This is a genomic window from Tatumella sp. UCD-D_suzukii (assembly GCF_000611875.2).
GTDB classification, from domain to species: domain Bacteria; phylum Pseudomonadota; class Gammaproteobacteria; order Enterobacterales; family Enterobacteriaceae; genus Tatumella; species Tatumella ptyseos.
In genome coordinates this window covers 148,918-170,281 of the sequence record NZ_JFJX01000067.1, presented here as the reverse complement: position 1 = coordinate 170,281, position 21,364 = coordinate 148,918, and the positions used below count along the sequence as shown (strand labels likewise).

Below are 21,364 nucleotides of genomic sequence, written 5' to 3'. Positions count from 1 at the left end.
ATAACAACGGTAAAAAATATAGTGACTAACCAGTCCTAAGCGGGCTGGCTGGTCTTTTTAATTTAAACATCAACCGGGAAATAAAGGTATTCAACTCACACGCCATTACCCCGGTTGATCTTCGCATAGTCAAACGACGCAGATTCGCATCCAGAAAATCAGCCCACTACTGCAACATCAGCTTGCGTTCGTCCGGATATTCCGCTTTATGGATAGATGCAGCCCGCACCCAATTGCGTTCCATATGGCTCATCTGGCGCTACACTGCATGCTTCAACCATAGACCTGACTCAATTAACGAACTACAGGCCATTGTACGGAAGCTGTGGCCGTAAACCTCAACCTTAGTATCATATCCCATGACCCGTAGCGTACCGTTTACGGTATATTCACTCATTGGCTTACGCGGATCATGATCGCCAATAAAGATCAGCTCATGTTCGCCACAGAACTGTTTTATCTGCTTCAGGATCGCCAGCACCTGTTTTGAAAGCGGCACCGGGTGAGGCGTCCGCATCTTTGAACCACGCTATGAATGTTTGACCCCCTCTAAGGGTTCACGCTCACCAGGGATCGTCCACATAGCTGTTTCAAAATCCACTTCTGCCCAACGGGCAAAACGCAGCTCGCTTGAACGGATCGTGAGTTCAACCGCCAGCCGGGTTAACAACCTGCCGGAGTAATGATCAATACGGTGAAGTAATTCGGCAATGCGATTGAGTTCGAGCGCAGCACGATGCTGCCTTTTCACCGTAGCAACCGCACCGGCAATCTCTTGCGCGGTCGATTAAACCACTCTGAACGGCAAAGCGCATGAAAGCGGGGCAAAGCCTTACATACCACTGGATCCCAGGCACAAAAAAAGCCACCCTTGGGTGACTTGATTTTGCATACTATTGGTGCCGAAGGCCGGACTCGAACCGGCACATCTTTCGATGGTTGATTTTGAATCAACTGCGTCTACCGATTTCGCCACTTCGGCACTGAAGGGTATGCGGAAAACAACGGGATTATACCCTGAGTGGTGGCGGGTGCAAGATGATTCCATTAGGTAACGCGTTAATCGCTGGAAAAACAAACACTCCGGCTTTCGTTACAGGCCCGGATGGGCATCGCTCTCCCCCTTTTATCACCCTTTTTTGTCCTGCCGGAATAGCAATAATCTCTGATATGTCCGGGGTCTTTGGTCTTTACGTCCCGGTTTTTGGGCATTCCGTCCCGCAATACGGGGCCCGAAGGGCTTCAGCCGTTTAGCGAGCAGTGGCCGGTGATCAGCCCCGGGAGTACGTCCGGGCGGTTTGTGTTTGCTGGCGGGCCCGGCGGTAATGCCCGGGAAGAAATCCTATTTTGCCGCGCGATAGCCAGGGGAACAGAAAAAAGGAACTAATCCGAAGCAATAACAGACTAAACTGAGTACCGGAAATAAAAGATAAGCAAAATGAGGCTGTATTAATGAATAAATCGACACGCACCCCTTTACTGGCTATGGGCCTGATTACCGCTCTGGTGAGTGCTTCCGCCTGTGCTTCAAGCTGGCAGGATAAACTGAGCAGCACAGCGTCGGATCTCATGGATTCCTCTTCAGCCACCAGCGGTAAAAGTACCGGCGCTGAAAGCGGCTTATCCTTATCCTCTATCACCGGTTTACTGGCTGGCGGTAATAAAGCAGTGAGTTCCAACAGTATGAGCAACGCCACCGGGATCCTGCAGTACTGTGCAGAGAACAACCTGGTAAAAAATAATGTTTCTTCAGTCACCGACCAGCTGAAAAGCAAACTGGGCCTGACGGATACCAGCGCACAACAGAAGCAGACCGGTTATCTGGAAGGGCTTCAGGGTCTGCTGAATACCGGTAATAATCAGCAAATCAGCCTGAAAAACCTGAGCAATACCGCGATGGGTGAAAAACTGAAAACCAAAGCCTGTAACGTGGTTCTCGATCAGGGTAAAAAATACCTCGGCATGTGATCCCTCGTCAGTGCAGGCCCTGCCTGCACTGAGTTTATTCCCCCTGTTTTATCCCTTTGCTGCTCTGTTCACGCTTTTCTGTTACCGTTTTGCATTAGGTGTCGAAGCAACTTTCGCTCCTGCCCGCACTGTGCATCACACTATACTGTGCCCCGCGCAGGCGAAAAACTGACTTATTGAGTCTCCTTGCCGGTAACCGGAAAACAGCGGTCCCCGGTGTTCTGAACATTCGAGGGTTTTATGCAGGAACTTATTAAGGCTATCGGGCTGGGGCTGGGGCTGGGGCTGGTGGTATTATTACCGCTGGCCAATCCGTTAACCAGCGTGGCATTGTTCCTCGGCCTGTCCGGCGGGATGAATTTCAGCGAGCGCAACCGTCAGGCATTCCAGGCCTCAGTCTATGTTTTTCTGATTATGATGATGGCGTGGTATGCAGGAAATGCAGTGCTGGATACCTTCGGTATCTCTATCCCCGGGCTGCGTATTGCCGGAGGGTTGATTGTGGCATTTATCGGCTTCCGGATGCTTTTCCCGGTGCAGAAACTTCACGATACCCTGGAGGTACAGCATAAGCAGGAAGAGATAAAAGCCGCTGAGCCTAATGACTCGCAGGTCAATATCGCCTTTGTGCCGATTGCGATGCCGGGTACCGCCGGGCCTGGCACCATCGCGATGATTATCAGTACCGCGTCCACCGTGAAAAGCGGGGATTTTCCGGGCTGGGTGTTACATGTCGCTCCGGTGATCACCTTCCTGCTGGTGGCCCTCCTTCTGTGGTTATGCCTGCGCAGCTCCGGAGCGATTATGCGTCTGGTCGGCAAAGGCGGTATTGAAGCGATTTCGCGTCTGATGGGCTTCCTGCTGGTGTGTATGGGCGTACAGTTTGTGATTAACGGTGTGCTGGACGTTGCCACTCATCTGAGCTGAATCCGGTCCCCGGCATCGCGGGGCCTTCATACGGTACCCGCGTGCTTAGTGTCGCGGATCGACAGGGATATTATGGCTCCCGCTGAGCCATCCTGCTGACAGAGATCCCATTCCTTTAACGCCTGCTGCTTCCTGCTCCGGCCGCGGGACGGCTGCATTGATAAAGTGCAGATCGTGATAGCCTCCGTCAATTCCCTGCAGGAAACCGGGTATATTTTTCAGGTGTCTCTGACTATAGTTTGAGAAACACCGGCCGGAGAGCCTTGTGAAGGCCGTCCTTCCGGGGCCGACGGTGTAAAAGATAACACCGATTGGATCATCACCACCGACAGTGAGATGATAAAAAGACTCACGCTAACCCCAGAGATTAACATCGAATGACTGCACCTTTACTCATCGCCCGCACCCGGGAACTGACCCTGAACCTGCTTCCGGCCCTTGCCAACCGCCACGGACTGATCACCGGCGCGACAGGCACCGGGAAAACGGTCACCCTGCAAAAAATGGCGGAATCTTTTTCTGCCATCGGCGTCCCGGTCTTTATGGCCGATGTAAAAGGTGACCTCAGTGGGATTGCGAAAGCCGGAGTCAGCAGCGAAAAGCTACAGGCCCGGCTGGATAACATCGGCGTCACCGACTGGCAGCCGCAGGACAACCCGGTCGTGCTGTGGGATATCTTCGGTGAACAAGGGCATCCGGTCCGTGCCACAGTGTCGGACCTCGGGCCGTTGTTACTCGCCCGGCTGCTGAACCTGAATGATATTCAGTCCGGCGTGTTACAGATAATCTTCCGGATTGCCGACGATCGCGGCATGTTATTGCTGGATTTCAAAGATCTGCGTTCGATGGTGCAATACATCGGTGATAACGCAAAATCCTTCACTACCGAATACGGCAATATCAGTACAGCATCGGTCGGTGCCATCCAGCGTGGCCTGCTGGCTCTCGAACAACAGGGGGCAGAGTATTTCTTTGGTGAGCCGATGCTGGATATCCGTGACTGGATGCGTACCGATGCAGAGGGACGCGGCATCATTAATATCCTCAGCGCCGAAAAGCTCTACCGGATGCCAAAACTGTATGCCACCAGCCTGCTGTGGATGCTGTCTGAACTGTATGAGCAGTTACCGGAAATCGGGGATGCAGAGAAACCGAAGCTGGTGTTTTTCTTCGACGAAGCCCATCTGCTGTTTGATGATGTCCCGGCCGTGCTGCTGGAAAAAATCCAGCAGGTGATGCGTCTTATCCGCTCCAAAGGGGTCGGTGTCTGGTTTGTGACCCAGAACCCGTCGGATATCCCGGAAACGGTACTGGGGCAGCTCGGTAACCGTGTACAGCATGCCCTGCGGGCCTTTACCCCGAAAGATCAGAAGGCGGTAAAAGCGGCGGCCACGACAATGCGCCCTAACCCGGCCTTTGATACGGAAGAAGCCATCCGTAACCTGGGCACCGGCGAAGCCCTGATCTCTTTTCTGGATGAAAAAGGCAGCCCGTCCGTCACCGAACGGGCGATGGTGATTGCGCCCGGCTCCCGTATGGGCCCGCTGACCGCCGACGAACGTAACGGCCTGATCAACCACTCTCCCCTGTATGGTAAATACGATGAAGTCGTGGACAGAGAATCCGCCTATGAATTGCTGCAAAAAGGGATACAGTCGGCAGGTGATCAGAGCCATGCGCCTGCGGCAAAAGGCAGTGCCGCAGGTGAGGAAAATCCGGTCATCGACGGCCTGAAGAAAATTCTGTTCGGCTATACCGGGCCACGGGGCGGCCGGCACGATGGTGTGGTTCAGACCATGGCAAAAACCGCCACCCGGCAGGTCACTAACCAGATCCTGCGTGGCGTGCTCGGCAGTCTGTTTGGTGGCAGGAAGTAATCCGCAAATCCCGTTCACAAAAAAGGGGCCATCAATGGCCCCCTCTGCTTTTCTGCGTCTCAGACGTGCTGGTAACGCCGGGTGTACGCCAGCGCAACACTGCTCATGACCGCCAGCACCATCAGATAGTATCCCGGAGCCAGACTGGTCCCGGTAGCACTGATCAGCAGACTACAGATCAGCGGCGCAAAGCCCCCGAACACCGTCACCGCAATGTTATAGCTGATTGCCATACCACTGGCACGGGTACTGACCGGGAACAGGTCGGCCATCATCGAAGGCACGGTCGCAAAATAGACCGACTTCAGCAGTGCCAGCCAGCCCACCAGCAGGATCAGCATATTGGCATCCGGATGGTTCACCACCAGACTGAAGGCCGGATAAATGGTGATCAGCAGTAATACCAGCGATGTCCACATCAGCGGACGGCGCCCTGCTTTCTCAGCCCACAGCCCGGCCAGCGGAGTCACAACCGTCAGGATCACCCCGGCCAGCAGGGTGGCGGTAAAGGCCGTTTTACCGGCCAGGTGCAGGTTTTTCGTGGCGTAGGTCGGTACATAGTTCAGCATGTAGTTGATCCCGGTTGAGATCACCATCAGGCCAATCGCCAGCACTAACAGATGACGCTGGCTGCCCATCAGTTGCTTCAGCGGCGAATGGTCGTGCTGCTGACTGACAAAGCTCTCCGGCTCATGTACATGACGACGAATATACCAGCCGACCGGCCCTATCAGCAGACCGAAGATAAACGGGATGCGCCAGCCCCATTGCTGAATTTCTGTTTCACTGAGCCACTGGGTCAGCCCCAGTCCGAACGCCGAGGCCAGCAGCGTACTGGCCCCCTGGGTCGCGAACTGCCAGCTGGCAATAAAGGCTTTACGATGCGGAAAATGCTCTACCAGAAACGCGGTCGAACTGCCGAACTCCCCGCCGGCGGAAAACCCCTGGATCAGCCGCGCCAGCAGGATCAGTACCGGGGCCGCCAGTCCGATAGTGGCATAGCCCGGCATAAAGACAATCATCGCGCCGCCGAACGTCATCAGCGTTATCGAGAGCATCAGGGCTTTTTTCCGGCCATGACGGTCCGCATACGCACCGAGCACAATCGCCCCCAGCGGGCGGATCAGGAACGAGACACCGAAGCTGCCAAAGGTCAGCAACAATGACACGGACGGATTTTCGGTCGGGAAAAACGCATGGGCAATATACCGGGCAAAAAAGCCATAGACCGCGATATCAAACCATTCCAGCGCATTACCGACACAGGTGGAAAACAGCGTTTTGTACAGGTTCGGAGCCTGACGGACCGGATGAGTGCTCATGATCCCTGCCCCTGCTGCTGGTATGCCTTATGCTCTGCCACTAACTGCTCACCTTTTTCACCGAATTCCCACAACAGGTGGGTCATCATGATCAGGCCTTCACGGGCAATAGATTTGAGCATATGTTCATCCGCCGCGTGCTGACCGCAGGCCGGATACGAGTGTGGCATCCACAGCGTCGGCAGTTGCAGGATATTGGCAAACACATCGTTCGGTAAGGATCCGCCCAGGTTAGGCAGTAACGCCGGCTTTTTGCCGCTGCTTTTCTGCATCGATGCCAGCGCCCAGCCCACCAGCGGATCTTCAGGATCCAGCCGGGTCGCCGGGCTGCCCCGTAACAGTTCTGCTTTTACATCCGCAAAGCCAGCGGCAGCCAGGTGATTTTCCAGATGCTGCGCAATATTTTCCCAGTCAGTGCCCACCACAAAGCGAAGCTGGCAGACCGCCGTGGCCTTTCCGGGAATGGCGTTCATTGGTCGCTGCGGATTACCGCTGGTCATCGCCAGCACTTCCAGCGTGTTCCAGCCGTACAACCGCTCAACCGGGGTCAGACCGGCTTCACCCCATTCAGGGTCGATCTGCGGGCTGTCCGCACCCGGCCGGAGTTCAATTTCACTTAATATTTTACGGACACTGTCCGTAATGGCCGGGGGTTTCAGCGCCGCGACCTGTAACTGCCCGTGCTGATTGACCAGGCTGCTAATGGCATTACAAAGGCGGGTAGCAGGGTTAGTCAGCAAGCCCCCCCAGTTACCGGAATGGTAGTCGCGATCACGGGCATGCAGCGTAAGACGGACATTTACTGCCCCGCGGGATCCGAGAAACAGCGTCGGGCTTTCCGCATCCAGCCTTGGCCCGTCAGACGCAATAAAGACGTCGGCCTGTAACAGTTCGCGGTGCTGTTCACACACTTCTGCCAGACCCGGTGAACTGATCTCTTCCCCCATCTCAAACAGGAATTTGCAGTTAAACCCCAGGCTGCCACCACGCAGCGCAAAAATCTGTTCCAGCGCCGCGATATTCACCGAGTGCTGGCCTTTATTATCCGCACTGCCCCGGCCATACCAGCGGTCACCCTCTTCGGTCAGCGACCAGGGGTCTAAACCGCTGCGCCAGTTTTCATCGTCACCGAACACGACATCGCCATGCCCGTAGCACAGAACCACCGGCAGAGCGGGATCCTCAATGCGCGTGGCCAGCAGCATCGGCCGTTCAGGGGCCTGCGGGTTCGCCAGTGGCGTCAGGGTAAAGCCCATCGCTTCCATCGCGGGGGTAATTTCCTGCGTCAGGTAAGCGTGGATGGCCTCATCACGATCATCGCGCTGGCTTTCGGAACGGATCGCCACCCGGCGCGCCAGAACTCGTTTAAACTCCCCGCTGTCAAACCAGGCACTGGCGCTGGCTACTGCTTTTTCTGCTGTCATTTGTCTGTCCGCGTTTATTATGAGAATTATTTTATTGTTCAGACAATCTAAGCTACTCTCCACCTTTGCCACAATTATCAAAATATCAAATAAGCCTTGCTTTAAAAGCAACGCTGAACTGCACAAAAAGACGGCATGCACCGTTATAAGGCAAGCTGATGCTGAGTACCGAACTTCGTTATTTTCTGGCCGTGGCCGAGAGTGGTTCATTAAGTGCCGCCAGCCGGCAATTGTTTGTGGCCACCTCCGCCATCAGCCGGCAGATACGGCGTCTGGAACGGGACGCCGGCGTCACTTTATTTGACAGGCATGCCCGGGGAATGGTGCTGAATGATGCCGGGAAACTCTTCGAACACCGCCTGCGACAAAGCCAGCGTGATATGGAAGTCACCCTGTCAGAGATAAAAGGGCTGACCGCCATCCGTCGTACGGCTATCCGCATCGCCTGTACGGAAGGCGTCGCCTATGACCTGCTGCCGGCGATTTGTTCACGGTTCCGCGAGCAATACCCTTCGGTCAGTTTCTATCTGCAAACCGGGAATACCCGACAGGTGTCGGAAAGTCTGCATCGCGGTGAGTGTGACCTGGCCCTGCAGTTTTGCCTGCACCCCGAGCGCGGAGTACAGATCGCCGGTAGCTGGCCCGCCCCGGTACTTGTCGTGATGTCCGCCCGGCATCCGCTGGCCAGCCAGAGTTTTCATTTGCAGGATCTGAGCAGCTATCCGGTGGCACTGACGGATCAAAGCACCACCGTACGCCAGTTGTTTGATCTCTCCTGTCAGATGAACGGCGTCTTTATTGAACCGACGCTGACCTGTAACAGCTTTGCGACCCTGTACCACTTTCTGCGCCAGACGCCGCTGGCCGTCACCCTGTGCAGTCGTTTTACCGTCCCTTATGATCACCATGATCATCCGCTGGTGTTACGCAATCTGGATATTAATCATCTTACCCGGCGCACCCTGCAGATCCATCTGTTACCGGGACGTCAGCAGTCCGCCGCGATCACCCTGTTTCTGGAGTTCCTGACCACCCGGTTACAGCAACGAAGTGACCATTCCGGTGACGCGGCATAAACCCGCGACGCGATCCCGGCAGGAAAAATTCTGATCCGCTTGCTATGCTGAAGGCCGGCAGCCGTCACTGACTGGCTCTTTCTTTTGTTTACTTTTCAGGCGACTGTATGGATAAAATTTCCGCTCTGACCAGAACCAAACGGCTGGCGCTCTGCCTGTTAACTGTAGTGACCTGCGTATTTGTAGCGACCCTCTTTCTGCCGCAAACGCTGACCATTCAGGCAATAAAATCGGTGTCAGAAGCGGCCATGGTCGGTGCGCTCGCCGACTGGTTTGCCGTGACCGCCCTGTTCCGCCGCATCCCGTTGCCGTTTATCGGTCGCCATACCGCGATTATTCCGCGCAATAAACAACGAATTGCCGATAATCTGGGCCGGTTTGTCGAAGAAAAATTCCTCTCTACCGACAGTATGATCGCACTGATCCGGCGCCACGATCCGGCGCAAAAAATGGCACAGTGGCTCAGTGCTCCGGAAAATGCCGCCAGACTCAGCGCACTTATCCGCCAGCTGATTGCCGGTTTTCTGCGGGCGGGGAATGATCAGAACATCCGCCGCTTTATGCAGCAGGGGATCCACCGGGCCATTGAAACTGTCGATTTCCGTCAGGCCGCGATTTTATTGCTGGAGAGTCTGACGCGGGAAAATCGCCATCAGGAACTGCTGGATACCCTGATCAAAAAAATCACAGAAATACTGGCGAACCCGGAGTCACGGCAGTTTATTGCCGGACAAATCAGTCAGTGGTTCAGCAAAGAGTATCCGACGATGGCCAGGCTGGTTCCGGCAGAGTGGCTGGGCGAGAAAGGGGCCGGAAAGGTGACCGCAATAATAGATACGTTATTGCTGGATGTGGCACAGGATCAGCACCACCAGCTTCGTGACAGCGCTAACCGGATGGTGCTGCGTTTTATTGAGTCACTGAAGACGGATCCGCACATGCAGGACCGTGCAGAAAGGCTTAAAACCTGGCTGAAAGAAGACGAAACCTTCAACCGCTATACGACAGGGCTTTGGGATGACCTGCGTGACTGGCTGCAGCAGGATCTGTCCCGTGAGGACTCAGTGACCGGTGCACATCTGACCCGGGCCACGCTATGGTTCGGCCGTACCCTGGGCGATGACCCGCAACTACGTGCCTCATTTACGCATCATCTGGAGCAGGCCATTATTCAGGCAGGCCCGGACGTCGCACGATTTCTTACCCGCCATATCAGCGATACGATAAAAAGCTGGGATGATCACCAGTTGTCGGCCCAGATAGAACAAAATATCGGCCGTGATTTACAGTTTATCCGGATTAACGGTACGCTGGTCGGCGGAGTATTAGGATTATTACTTTTTTTATTATCACAGCTCCCTCTGTTTATCCGGATAATAGGCCACTCATTTACCTGACCTGAAGTTAAATATTTCCGAAACAGGATGTCCCTGCAGTTAAATTCCCGGACTTTATCACTCCGGGATATATTTCACAGACCATCACTCATAATGAATATATTCTCACCTGCCGCCTCTGGACAAGGTTACATTAATCCGTTATAAACACGAAAGGGTCAGGAAGACCCTGTCAATAAAATAAGGATTATACACATTGAACAGACCCCTTTCAGTGACTCTCTTCTGTTGTTTTTCTCTCAGCCCATTCCCCGGAAACGCCGGTGTTATGCGTGAAGATGTTCCTGTTCAGGAATATCGGGACTTTGCGGAAAATTTGGGGAAATACCGTCCCGGCGTTGAAAATATTTCTGTTTTTAAAACCGATGGCAGTGTGGCGGGTATTTTATCCTATCCGATGCCGGATTTTTCTGCGGTTAATTCTTCCGGCTATGCCACCCTGATTTCCCCTTCTTATGTTGTCGGCGTGCGACATAATGGCGGATATAAGACCGTTTCTTTCGGAAATAATGCGAAATTTAAAACAAGCTATAAATTAATTAATAGGAATAATTCGACAACCCATGACTTCCATGTCCCGCGATTAAATAAAGTGGTGACCGAAGCCGCCCCGCTGGAAACCGTAAAAGGTTCTACGCTGGCGGCGAATAAAGACCGTTATACCTGGTACACCCGGGTAGGTTCCGGTACGCAATATCAGGTCGATGCTGAAACGCAAACCCTGACCAAACTGAGCGGCGCATACAAGTGGAAAACCGGCGGGACTATCCTGAACCCGACCTTTGAAAGCTGGCGGCTACGCTGGTACAACTACTCGCCCGATAACCCGGCGGTACAGCCTCTGGATTCCATGTCCAGGTCCGGAGACAGCGGTAGCCCGATGCTGGTTTACGATAATGTCGATAAAATCTGGCGTCTGGCGGGTGTTCTGACCAGTGGTGCCGGTACAGCCCCCTATAACCTGCGCGGATATATTCTGTACCTCCGGGACCAGGAAATCGCCGACGTCCTGGCGAAGAATACCGATCCTTCCGTTACCGATACGGCAGGTGACGGGGATATCGTCTGGTCTGCCGATGCCATTCGCCAGGGTGAGAATGAATGGTCATGGCACGGAGTGGCGGACAGCCTGATTCCGTCCCAAGCCAGTAATGATGAACTGGATGCCTCAAAAGATCTCCGGTTTGAGGGTGACGGCGGCACCATTGTCTTGCAGCAGTCTGTCAATCACGGTGCGGCAAAACTGCAGTTTTCCGGGAATTACCAGGTGGTCAGTCAGCAGGACGAGGATTCCCGCTGGGTCGGCGGCGGTATTGAAGTCGATGAAGGTATGACTGTCGACTGGCAGGTGAACGGGCAGGCGGACGATGCACTTCATAAAATCGGGGCCGGTACATTACTGGTGAATGCAACAGGCGTTAATCCCGGAGCATTAAATACCGGGGACGGCACAGTTATTCTGAATCAGCAGGCTGACAGTGACGGGCAACGCCAGGCTTTTTCCGTCATCACACTGGTCAGTGGCCGGCCGGTCGTCGTGCTCGGCAGCGCCGGGCAGATCAACAGCGAAAATATTCAGTTCGGCTACCGTGGCGGTACACTGGATATGAACGGACAGTCGCTGACATTCAGCGAGATAAAACATAATGATGATGGTGCCCGCCTGCTGAATAATAATGCAGCGCAGGCCTCCGAACTTATCCTGTCAGGTGATCAGCAGACCTTTGCCGAATCACTGGGGTCCGAAGACGCCGGGGGACACTCAATCTGACCACCGAGGGGAGCTGGTTACTCAGCGGCGGAGCAACTCTGGGGACGCTACAGGTCAGTACCGGTGACCTGCAGTTATCCGGACAGCAGGTGTTACATGCCGCTAATGTCCTCTATGACGATGACTGGCTGCCGCAAGAGTACACTGCCGGAACAGCCTTTGTGGCAGAGAACAGTTCACTGACGCTGGCAGAGCACGCCACTGTAGAGACCGACCTCCGGGTAGCGGATAACGCCACGCTCCGCTTATTAGCCCGCAGTACACTCAAAGGCACGACCGTACTGGACGGGGCAGACGCGCAACTGCTTGCAGATATCAGCCAGAATATCAGTACTGCCGGTGAACTGGCTTCGCGGATTGATGCCAATCTCAGTGGTGAGGGGTCTTTACTGAAAACCGGAGAAGGTCGCCTGACACTGGCCGGATATAGCCAGAATAGTGGCGGTATCACCGTCAGTCAGGGAGAGCTGGAAGTCCTTTCCGGGGTGACCGGGGCACTGACACTGCAGTCAGGTACGCTGCTCACCGGGGCCGGCAGTTTCTCAGACGTCTCCGGGGATGCAGATGTCACTTATTATCCCGGGCTGCATTATTCTGCTGGCGAAAGTTCGGTGATGAAAATGAACTCCCTGACGGCCGGTGAAAATAACAGTGTGATCCTCAGGGCCGGGTATTCTCCTGATGCCAGTGACCACTTACTTATTTCCGGTGACCTGAATACCACAGAAAGTTCGCCGCTGCTTATCAGCATCCTCTCACAGGCCGACTGGCAGGATACAGACAGTAATGGTAATCAGCGGGCTGATAATAATGAGGGGATCTCGGTATTACAGGTCGGTGGCGAATCCGATGAAAAACGCGTCAAACTGGCCGGCGAATATGTGGCCCGGGGTGCCTGGGCCTACGGTTTGTATGCGTTTGCCCCCGGGAAATCCAGTGCAAGTGAACGCTTACTTGACGGTGAAGGCAATCAGTTCTGGGATTATCGTTTACAAAACATCCTGCTCGACAGTGAGGGAAACACCATTCCGGTCGGCCCGGAGCCTGAGCAGGAACAAGGCCAGGAACAGGAACAAGAGCAGGAACCTCTGCCGGTCAGACCAGCCACAACGCCTCAGGTCCCCGCCTATATTTCTCTGCCCGGGGCCTTTTCCCGCCTGAGTGAAGATTTACAGCAAATGTTTTCTGACAGCGTACGTGATCCCCGCTCTGCATTTTTTGTCTACGGATATCACAGTAATGAGCGCTATCATTCTGCCGGAAATTTCACAAATTACGGGTATGATTCCACCGCGAAATCCAATGGCTGGATGATGGGCAGTCGCTGGAGCTCTCCCGAAGCCCGGGAACAGCAACTCACATTCGGTCTGGCAGTAAGTAAAGGCTCACTTTCAGTCAAGCCCTCTGCCGCAGATGGCGACAGCCGCAGCAGTGCAGATACTCTCAGCATTAATACCCTGTTACGCTGGCAGAACGATAATGGCTGGCAACTGGAAATCCCTCTCGCTTATACCCGCTTTCGTAGCCATGTCAGCACCGGCTTACGGGGAGAAGTCGCAACACCGGTAGCCAGTAGCTGGCTGACAGGGATAGAGGCCGGGAAAGGCTGGCAATACGGTCATCATCGTCTGACTCCGCAACTGGGCATGCACTGGCAGCAACTGCGGATCCGTTCCTTTACTGATGAGGACAATGCCAGGGTCAGCTATGAAATGCAGCATACGCCTGATTTCAGGGTCGGGGTGAATTACCGGATGACGCTGGGGCGTGTGAGCCTGGGAGCGGATGCCCGCGTTATACTGCGCCCGGGGGCGGCCCGTCAGGTCGTCATTAGTGACGGGCAGACACAAAGCCTGTTCAGCGCCGGTCGTGGCGGAAATAGCCTGCAACTGAATACCGATGCGGCCATCAGTATTACCGATAATCTGCGAATGACAACGCGGGTACAGTATCAGAAACGGCTGGAAAGAGAGGGTATCGATGACTGGAACATCCTTAGCGGGATGGAGTTCACGTTCTGATATCCGGCTCAAAAAAAAAGGGGTCACCTGCCGGTGACCCCTTTTTTTTGCCTGAATCAGCGTCGTTTAATCAGCAGATACAGACTGACAGATAAGAAAGCAGCACTCGGCAGAATAGCCCCGAGGAACGGAGGCAAGCCGTAGACCAGGCTTAACGGACCGAAAATCTTATCCAGGACATAGAACAGAAAACCAAAACTTATCCCGGTGACCACCCGCGTCCCCATCGATACGCTACGCAGCGGCCCAAAGATAAAGGATAACGCCATCAGCATCATGACCGCGACCGACAGAGGCTGAATCGCTTTACTCCACAGATTAAGCTGATAACGTCCGGCTTTCTGCCCACTCTGTTTCAGGTACTTAATGTAATCATTCAGGCCACGGATCGATAAGGAATCCGGGTCCAGCGCGACCACACCCAGTTTTTCCGGCGTCAGTGTCGTTTTCCAGATATCACTGACCCGCTGAGAACCGGTAATTTGTTTCGGATCGGTAAGATTGGATTCATCCACCTGAGTCAGGTCCCACTGGCGGGCAGCCTTATCCCAGACGGCACTGGCCGCATAGCGGACATCGGTCAGACGGCGCTGGTCATTAAAGCGATAAATACTGACGCCACTGAGTTCGTTTTCGTTACTGATGTGAGAAATAAAGATGAAGTTATTACCGTCTTTGGCCCACAGCCCGCCCTGAGTCGACAACAGCGACCCGCCCAGCATTCGCTGTGCACGGTAATTGTGCGCCATCTGGTCACCGGCAGGTGCAACAAACTCACCGATAGCCATCGCCAGAAATACCAGCGGGATCGCCGTCTTCATCACCGAGTACGCAATCTGTAGCCGGGTGAATCCGGCGGCCTGCATCACCACCAGTTCACTGCGCTGAGCCAGGTTCCCCAGCCCCAGCAAGGCCCCCAGCAGGGCCGCCATCGGGAAAAACAATTCCAGATCGGTAGGAACACCCAGTAAGGTGAAGTAACCGGCATCGAGTGCGGTATAAGCACCCTGGCCGGTTTTTCGTAGCTGTTCAACAAACTTGATAATGCCCGATAATGACACCAGCATAAACAGTGTCATCATGATGGTATTGAAAATCGTTTTACCAATATAACGGTCAAGAACTCCAAACATCAGGCTACCTCACTGCGACTGAAACGCGCTCTGAACCGCCGCATTGGCAGCGTATCCCACAGATTCAGCACAATCGCCAGCACGAAATACCCTGCGTTCACTGACCACATCCAGACGGCCGGGTCGAGGCGGCCTTTGGTCGCATTCGAACGGAAAGAGCTTTGAACCAGGAAGAAAATCAGGTACAGCAGCATCGCTGGCAGCATGGAAAGGACACGGCCCTGGCGAGGATTAACCACGCTGAGCGGCACCACCATCAGCGCCATAACCAGCACCGAGAAAATCAGTGTCAGACGCCAGTTCAGCTCTGCCCGGAATGCCGGAGTATGGTTATGCCAGAGCGTAGACAGGGAGGCCTGGTCAGAGTCGTTCGGGTCCAGGGTCGCTTCTTTATACCCCATAACGGCCTGATACTGAGTAAAGTCAGTGATACGGAAATCGCGAAGCATCGCTGTACCTTCAAACCGGGTGCCTTTATCCAGAACCACCGTCTGAGAGCCGTCTGCCTGTTGTTCCATATGTCCGTGATCAGCCAGCACAACGGAAGGCCGGGCATTCCCCTTCGGACGCAATTGGGCCAGGAACACGTTACCGAACTGATTCCCCTTCACGTTTTCGATAAACAGCACCATATTGCCGTCGTTTGAGGTGCGGAACTGCCCTGCGGCAAGCGCCGCGGCCCCCGGGTTAGCCCGGGCATTTTGTGTGACCTGATCCTGGTATCTCGCCGACCAGGGGCCGAGCCAGATGACGTTTACCGCGGCCATGGCCGAGGTGATCAACATCAGGATCAGAGCCGCTTTGACCAGCACATCTTTGCCCAGACCACAGGCATGCATGACCGTGATTTCACTTTCCGTGTAGAGCCTTCCCAGCGTCATCAGGATAGCCAGGAATAAACTTAATGGTAAGATAAGCTCCGCCATCTCGGGCACGCCTAGCCCCAGCAGAGTAAGTACTAAATTTGTCGGGATATCACCGTCGACTGCCGCTCCGAGGATCCTGACCAGCTTCTGACAGAAGAAGATCAGTAACAGGACAAACAGAATGGCGAATTGACTTTTGAGCGTCTCCCGAACCAGATATCTAATGATAATCACGCTAAATACGCCTGTGAAAACTTGTCTTTTTGCAGGAAAGTCGATAGTTTCAACGCTTATTAGCCATTTTACTTCATCAATGGCTGCTATCGTGGCTAAAATTGTATGACCACCTTCTCAGGATACTGAGGCATCGTCCTCAGAATCTTAGCTTATTATGACGCCAATCCACTGTTTGTCATGGCATAACTGTTTCATAATAAGAATAAGAGTTATACATTCTAACGATAGCAAACGCTGTTGTCTTTAAGATTCAGGAGAATACATGGAGTTCAGTGTAAAAAGCGGTAGCCCGGAAAAACAACGCAGCGCCTGTATAGTCGTCGGGGTGTTTGAACCTCGTCGTTTGTCGCCAATTGCCGAGCAACTGGATAAAATCAGCGATGGCTATATCAGCGCATTGCTACGTCGCGGTGAACTGGAAGGCAAAGTTGGCCAGACCCTGTTGCTGCACCATGTGCCTAACATTCTTTCTGAACGCATCCTGCTGATTGGTTGTGGTAAAGAGCGGGAACTGGATGAGCGTCAATATAAACAGATTATTCAGAAGACCATTAATACGCTGAATGACACCGGTTCAATGGAGGCTGTGTGCTTCCTGACCGAACTGCATGTCAAAAGCCGTAACAATTACTGGAAAGTCCGCCAGGCGGTTGAGACAGCAAAAGAGTCTCTGTACAGCTTTGATCAGCTGAAAAGCAACAAAGCCGAGCCTCGTCGTCCGTTACGTAAAATGGTCTTCAACGTCCCTACCCGTCGTGAACTGACCAGCGGTGAGCGTGCTATTCAGCATGGTCTGGCAGTATCCGCCGGGGTGAAAGCAGCAAAAGATCTCGGCAACATGCCGCCAAACATCTGTAATCCGGCGTACCTGGCGTCTCAGGCACGACAACTGGCGGATGCCTATAGCCAGAACATCACCACCCGCGTCATCGGCGAACAGCAGATGAAAGAGCTGGGGATGAATGCTTATCTGGCGGTCGGTGCCGGTTCGCAGAATGAATCGCTGATGTCGGTTATCGAATATAAAGGACATCCTGACGCCGATGCGCGGCCGATTGTTCTGGTCGGTAAAGGGCTGACCTTCGATGCCGGCGGCATCTCGCTCAAGCCTGCGGAAGGCATGGACGAAATGAAGTATGATATGTGCGGCGCGGCCACCGTCTACGGTGTGATGCGCATGGTCGCCGAGCTTAAACTGCCACTGAACGTGGTCGGCGTGCTGGCCGGGTGTGAAAACATGCCTGACGGCCGTGCATTACGTCCGGGCGATGTCCTGACCACTATGTCCGGGCAAACGGTTGAAGTGCTGAATACCGATGCCGAAGGGCGTCTGGTGCTGTGCGATACTCTGACTTATGTCGAGCGTTTTGATCCGGAAGTCGTGGTGGATGTTGCCACCCTGACCGGCGCATGTGTGATAGCATTGGGCCATCATATCAGCGGACTGTTGTCTAACCATAACCCGCTGGCGCACGAGCTGATCAGTGCTTCTGAGCAGTCCGGTGACCGCGCATGGCGTCTGCCGATGAGCGATGAGTATCAGGATCAGCTGGAATCCAACTTCGCGGATATGGCAAACATCGGCGGCCGGCCTGGCGGTGCTATCACTGCCGGATGTTATCTGTCCCGCTTTACCCGCAAATATAACTGGGCGCACCTGGATATTGCAGGTACTGCATGGCGTTCAGGTAAAGCCAAAGGCGCAACCGGTCGTGCGGTTCCTCTGCTGTCACAGTTCCTGCTGAACCGTGCCGGTCTGGGCACCGACGAGTAAGGTTGTACCGGCAGTCCCCTGCTGAGCCGGGGGCTGTCCTGCCGGTATCTTCACGGCAGAAACCGGATTACCCTGAGTGACCCTGGTCACTCTTTTTACTTCATGGAATACAGGCAATCGCATGAAAAATGCCACCTTTTACCTTCCCGGCCCCGATACACCACACGAGCCCCTGTCTGCAGTTGAAGCCATGGCCTGTGAACTGGCCGCGGCGCGCTGGCGTGAGGGTAAGCGTATTCTGGTGGCCTGTGAAAACGAAGCGCAGGCCGTCCGTCTGGACGAAGCGCTCTGGCAGCGACCGGCGGATTCCTTTGTGCCCCATAATCTGGCCGGTGAAGGGCCACGTTATGGCGCACCGGTTGAACTGGCGTGGCCGGAAAAACGGGGGAATGCCTCCCGCGACCTGCTGATCACCCTGCTCCCGTGGTTTGCAGATTTTGCTACCGCTTTCCATGAAGTGATAGACTTTGTCCCTGATGAAGAATCTTTGAAGCAGCTGGCGCGTGACCGCTATAAAGCGTATCGCAGCGTCGGTTTCCAATTGAATACGGCAACCCTACCGGCGCCAAAAACGACATAGCAGAAATGGAAAAAACATATAATCCGCAAGAGATAGAACAGCCGCTTTACGAGCACTGGGAAAAGCAAGGCTACTTCAAACCGAATGGTGATGAGAGCCAGGAAAGCTATTGCATCATGATCCCGCCGCCGAATGTTACCGGCAGCCTGCATATGGGTCACGCATTCCAGCAGACTATCATGGATACCATGATCCGCTATCAGCGGATGCAGGGGAAAAATACCCTGTGGCAGGCAGGTACTGACCACGCCGGTATCGCTACCCAGATGGTCGTTGAGCGCAAGATTGCCGCTGAAGAAGGTAAAACCCGTCAGGATTACGGCCGTGATGCGTTTATCGATAAAATCTGGCAGTGGAAAGCCGAATCCGGCGGAACCATCACCCGTCAGATGCGCCGGCTGGGTAACTCCGTGGACTGGGAGCGTGAGCGCTTCACCATGGATGACGGGTTATCGAATGCGGTAAAAGAAGTCTTTGTCCGTCTGTATAAAGAAAATCTGATTTATCGTGGCAAGCGTCTGGTGAACTGGGATCCGAAACTGCGTACCGCGATTTCAGACCTGGAAGTGGAAAACCGCGAGTCAAAAGGCTCAATGTGGCATATCCGTTACCCGCTGGCCGACGGAGCCACTACCGCCGAAGGTAAAGATTACCTGGTGGTTGCGACCACGCGTCCGGAAACCCTGCTGGGGGATACCGGGGTTGCCGTTAACCCTGAAGATCCACGCTATAAAGACCTGATTGGCAAATACCTGGTATTACCGCTAATCAACCGTCGTATTCCGATTGTCGGTGATGAACATGCCGATATGGAAAAAGGTACCGGTTGCGTAAAAATCACTCCGGCACACGATTTCAATGACTACGAAGTCGGGCGTCGCCACCAGCTGCCAATGATCAATATTCTGACCTTTGATGGCGATATCCGCACTCAGGCACAGGTGTATGATACGAACGGCGAAGAGAGCGACGTTTATGATGGCGCCATCCCTGCGGAATTTGCCGGCCTGGAACGTTTTGCGGCCCGTAAAGCCATCGTGGCCGCAGTGGAAGTTGCCGGTCTGCTGGAAGAAATTAAGCCTCATGATCTGACCGTACCTTACGGTGACCGTGGTGGTGTCGTTATCGAACCGATGCTGACCGATCAGTGGTATGTCCGTACCGCTCCGCTGGCGAAGGTTGCAGTAGAAGCCGTAGAAAACGGTGAGATCCAGTTCGTTCCTAAGCAGTACGAGAATATGTATTTCTCATGGATGCGTGATATCCAGGACTGGTGTATCTCGCGTCAGTTATGGTGGGGTCACCGTATTCCGGCCTGGTACGATAACGACGGTAATGTCTATGTAGGTCGTACTGAAGCGGAAGTTCGTGCCGAAAACAATCTGCCGGAAGATGCGGAACTGCGTCAGGACGAAGATGTGCTGGACACCTGGTTCTCTTCAGGTCTGTGGACTTTCTCTACCCTGGGCTGGCCGGAAAATACGGAAGCACTGCGGACATTCCACCCGACCAGCGTCGTGGTCAGTGGCTTCGACATTATTTTCTTCTGGATTGCGCGCATGATCATGCTGACCATGCACTTTATGAAAGATGAAAACGGCAAGCCTCAGGTTCCGTTTAAAACGGTCTATATGACCGGGCTTATCCGTGATGACGAAGGACAGAAAATGTCCAAGTCGAAGGGTAACGTTATCGATCCGCTGGATATGGTGGACGGGATTTCCCTGCCGGAGCTGATCGAAAAACGTACCGGCAACATGATGCAGCCTCAGCTGGCGGAAAAAATCCGCAAGCGTACCGAGAAGCAGTTCCCGGATGGCATTGAGCCTTCAGGGACAGATGCCCTGCGTTTCACCCTGGCGGCACTGGCGTCGACCGGTCGTGATATCAACTGGGATATGAAGCGTCTTGAAGGCTACCGTAACTTCTGTAACAAGCTGTGGAACGCCAGCCGTTTCGTGCTGATGAATACGGAAGACCAGGATTGCGGCTTTAACGGTGGCGAGAAAGTTCTGTCACTGGCTGACCGCTGGATCCTGAGCGAATTTAACCGCACCGTAAAAGCCTACCGCGAGGCACTGGACAGCTATCGTTTCGATATCGCGGCCAGCCTGCTGTATGACTTTACCTGGAACCAATTCTGCGACTGGTACCTGGAACTGACCAAGCCGGTGATGAACAATGGCAGCGAAGCCGAGCTTCGTGGTACTCGTCATACGCTGGTCACCGTACTGGAAGAATTACTGCGTCTGGCACATCCGATCATTCCGTTTATCACCGAGACCATCTGGCAACGTGTGAAGGTGCTGACCGGTAACAGCGATGACACCATCATGCTGCAGCCGTTCCCGGCCTGGGAAGCGGATAAAGAAGATGCGCAGGCACAGGCAGATATCGAGTGGATCAAGCAGGCCATCATCGCCGTCCGTAATATTCGTGCAGAGATGAATATTGCCCTGAGCAAGCCTCTGGATCTGTTATTACGCGGTGCAACGGAAGACGTTATTCGCCGCGTGGGTGAAAACCGTAACTTCCTGAAGCGTCTGGCCCGTCTGGAGAGCCTGACTCTGCTGTCAGCCGATGATAAAGGACCGGTCTCGGTCACCAAGCTGGTGGAAGGTGCTGAGTTGCTGATCCCGATGGCCGGTCTGGTCAACAAGGAAGCGGAGCTGGAGCGTCTGGCAAAAGAGCAGACCAAAGTGGACGTAGAGATTGAAAAAATCAATGCGAAGCTGTCCAACGAAGGTTTTGTTGCCCGTGCCCCGGCGGCGGTTGTTGAAAAAGAGCGTGAGCGCTTAGCCGACCTGCAGCAGGCCAAAACCAAACTGACCGAACAGCAGGCAGTAATTGCTGCACTGTAAGTGAGGTTGAGTAAAAGAGAAAGCCGGGCATGTCCCGGCTTTTTTGTCTCCGTGGTCTGAAAACCGGCGGATATAGTGGCCGCTCTGCCTGAGAGGCATTGATTAACAACTCCGCCATCGCCTGAAGTAT

14 protein-coding genes, 1 tRNA gene and 1 pseudogene are annotated in these 21,364 nt (G+C 54.1%); 10 read left to right on the top strand and 6 right to left on the bottom strand.

The window, feature by feature from the left end:
• Window positions 1-95: 95 nt before the first annotated feature.
• Both CG67_RS17920 and CG67_RS15885 read right to left on the bottom strand, forming a co-directional pair.
• A pseudogene (locus CG67_RS17920) lies at window positions 96-821 on the bottom strand (tyrosine-type recombinase/integrase); the annotation flags it as partial.
• A gap of 76 nt (window positions 822-897) precedes the next feature.
• Window positions 898-982, bottom strand: a tRNA-Leu gene (locus tag CG67_RS15885).
• Between the two features lie 470 nt (window positions 983-1,452).
• Between CG67_RS15885 and CG67_RS15880 the strand changes: the two genes are divergently transcribed.
• The 3 genes from CG67_RS15880 to CG67_RS15870 all read left to right on the top strand — a co-directional run bounded on the left by CG67_RS15880 (window position 1,453) and on the right by CG67_RS15870 (window position 4,772).
• On the top strand, window positions 1,453-1,968 hold the full coding sequence (locus CG67_RS15880) for a DUF2501 domain-containing protein (RefSeq protein WP_025903918.1): 516 nt from the start codon (window positions 1,453-1,455) through the stop codon (window positions 1,966-1,968).
• 240 nt (window positions 1,969-2,208) lie between these two features.
• Window positions 2,209-2,895, top strand: a complete 687-nt coding sequence (locus CG67_RS15875) for a MarC family NAAT transporter (RefSeq protein WP_025903917.1) — start codon at window positions 2,209-2,211, stop codon at window positions 2,893-2,895.
• 377 nt (window positions 2,896-3,272) lie between these two features.
• Window positions 3,273-4,772, top strand: coding sequence for a helicase HerA-like C-terminal domain-containing protein (locus tag CG67_RS15870; protein WP_025903916.1), 1,500 nt, complete (start codon window positions 3,273-3,275; stop codon window positions 4,770-4,772).
• Between the two features lie 59 nt (window positions 4,773-4,831).
• On the opposite strand, the gene CG67_RS15865 is transcribed toward CG67_RS15870, so the two are convergent.
• Window positions 4,832-6,094 carry an MFS transporter gene (locus CG67_RS15865; RefSeq protein WP_025903915.1) on the bottom strand — a complete coding sequence of 421 codons (1,263 nt, stop codon included), beginning with the start codon at window positions 6,092-6,094 and terminating at the stop codon, window positions 4,832-4,834.
• Window positions 6,091-7,518: a M20 family metallopeptidase gene (locus tag CG67_RS15860; protein WP_025903914.1), complete on the bottom strand. Its 1,428-nt coding sequence runs from the start codon at window positions 7,516-7,518 to the stop codon at window positions 6,091-6,093. Before CG67_RS15860 ends, CG67_RS15865 begins: the two co-directional genes overlap by 4 nt.
• Window positions 7,519-7,676: 158 nt before the next feature.
• Between CG67_RS15860 and CG67_RS15855 the strand changes: the two genes are divergently transcribed.
• The 4 genes from CG67_RS15855 (at window position 7,677) to CG67_RS17910 (ending at window position 13,783) form a co-directional block, all read left to right on the top strand.
• Window positions 7,677-8,594: a LysR family transcriptional regulator gene (locus CG67_RS15855; RefSeq protein WP_025903913.1), complete on the top strand. Its 918-nt coding sequence runs from the start codon at window positions 7,677-7,679 to the stop codon at window positions 8,592-8,594.
• A 107-nt stretch (window positions 8,595-8,701) separates the two neighbouring features.
• Window positions 8,702-9,991, top strand: coding sequence for a DUF445 domain-containing protein (locus tag CG67_RS15850; protein ID WP_025903912.1), 1,290 nt, complete (start codon window positions 8,702-8,704; stop codon window positions 9,989-9,991).
• 268 nt (window positions 9,992-10,259) lie between these two features.
• Window positions 10,260-11,762, top strand: a complete 1,503-nt coding sequence (locus tag CG67_RS17915; RefSeq protein WP_025903911.1) for a S6 family peptidase — start codon at window positions 10,260-10,262, stop codon at window positions 11,760-11,762.
• Between the two features lie 89 nt (window positions 11,763-11,851).
• A complete protein-coding gene (locus CG67_RS17910) occupies window positions 11,852-13,783 on the top strand; it encodes an autotransporter outer membrane beta-barrel domain-containing protein (protein WP_025903910.1) in 1,932 nt (643 codons plus the stop codon).
• A 56-nt stretch (window positions 13,784-13,839) separates the two neighbouring features.
• Here the strand turns inward: CG67_RS17910 and lptG are convergent, their stop codons facing one another.
• Together lptG and lptF are read right to left on the bottom strand one after the other, a co-directional pair.
• Window positions 13,840-14,916 carry an LPS export ABC transporter permease LptG gene (gene lptG / locus CG67_RS15835; protein WP_025903909.1) on the bottom strand — a complete coding sequence of 359 codons (1,077 nt, stop codon included), beginning with the start codon at window positions 14,914-14,916 and terminating at the stop codon, window positions 13,840-13,842.
• Window positions 14,916-16,016 carry an LPS export ABC transporter permease LptF gene (gene lptF / locus CG67_RS15830; protein ID WP_025903908.1) on the bottom strand — a complete coding sequence of 367 codons (1,101 nt, stop codon included), beginning with the start codon at window positions 16,014-16,016 and terminating at the stop codon, window positions 14,916-14,918. Before lptF ends, lptG begins: the two co-directional genes overlap by 1 nt.
• A 265-nt stretch (window positions 16,017-16,281) precedes the next feature.
• Between lptF and pepA the strand changes: the two genes are divergently transcribed.
• From pepA to CG67_RS15815, 3 genes are all read left to right on the top strand, one after another.
• Window positions 16,282-17,793, top strand: coding sequence for a leucyl aminopeptidase (gene pepA, locus CG67_RS15825; RefSeq protein WP_025903907.1), 1,512 nt, complete (start codon window positions 16,282-16,284; stop codon window positions 17,791-17,793).
• Between the two features lie 121 nt (window positions 17,794-17,914).
• Window positions 17,915-18,373 carry a DNA polymerase III subunit chi gene (locus CG67_RS15820; RefSeq protein WP_025903906.1) on the top strand — a complete coding sequence of 153 codons (459 nt, stop codon included), beginning with the start codon at window positions 17,915-17,917 and terminating at the stop codon, window positions 18,371-18,373.
• A gap of 5 nt (window positions 18,374-18,378) precedes the next feature.
• The gene (locus tag CG67_RS15815; RefSeq protein WP_025903905.1) at window positions 18,379-21,234 is read left to right on the top strand and encodes a valine--tRNA ligase; all 2,856 of its coding nucleotides are present in this window, start codon (window positions 18,379-18,381) and stop codon (window positions 21,232-21,234) included.
• Window positions 21,235-21,364 lie beyond the last annotated feature (130 nt).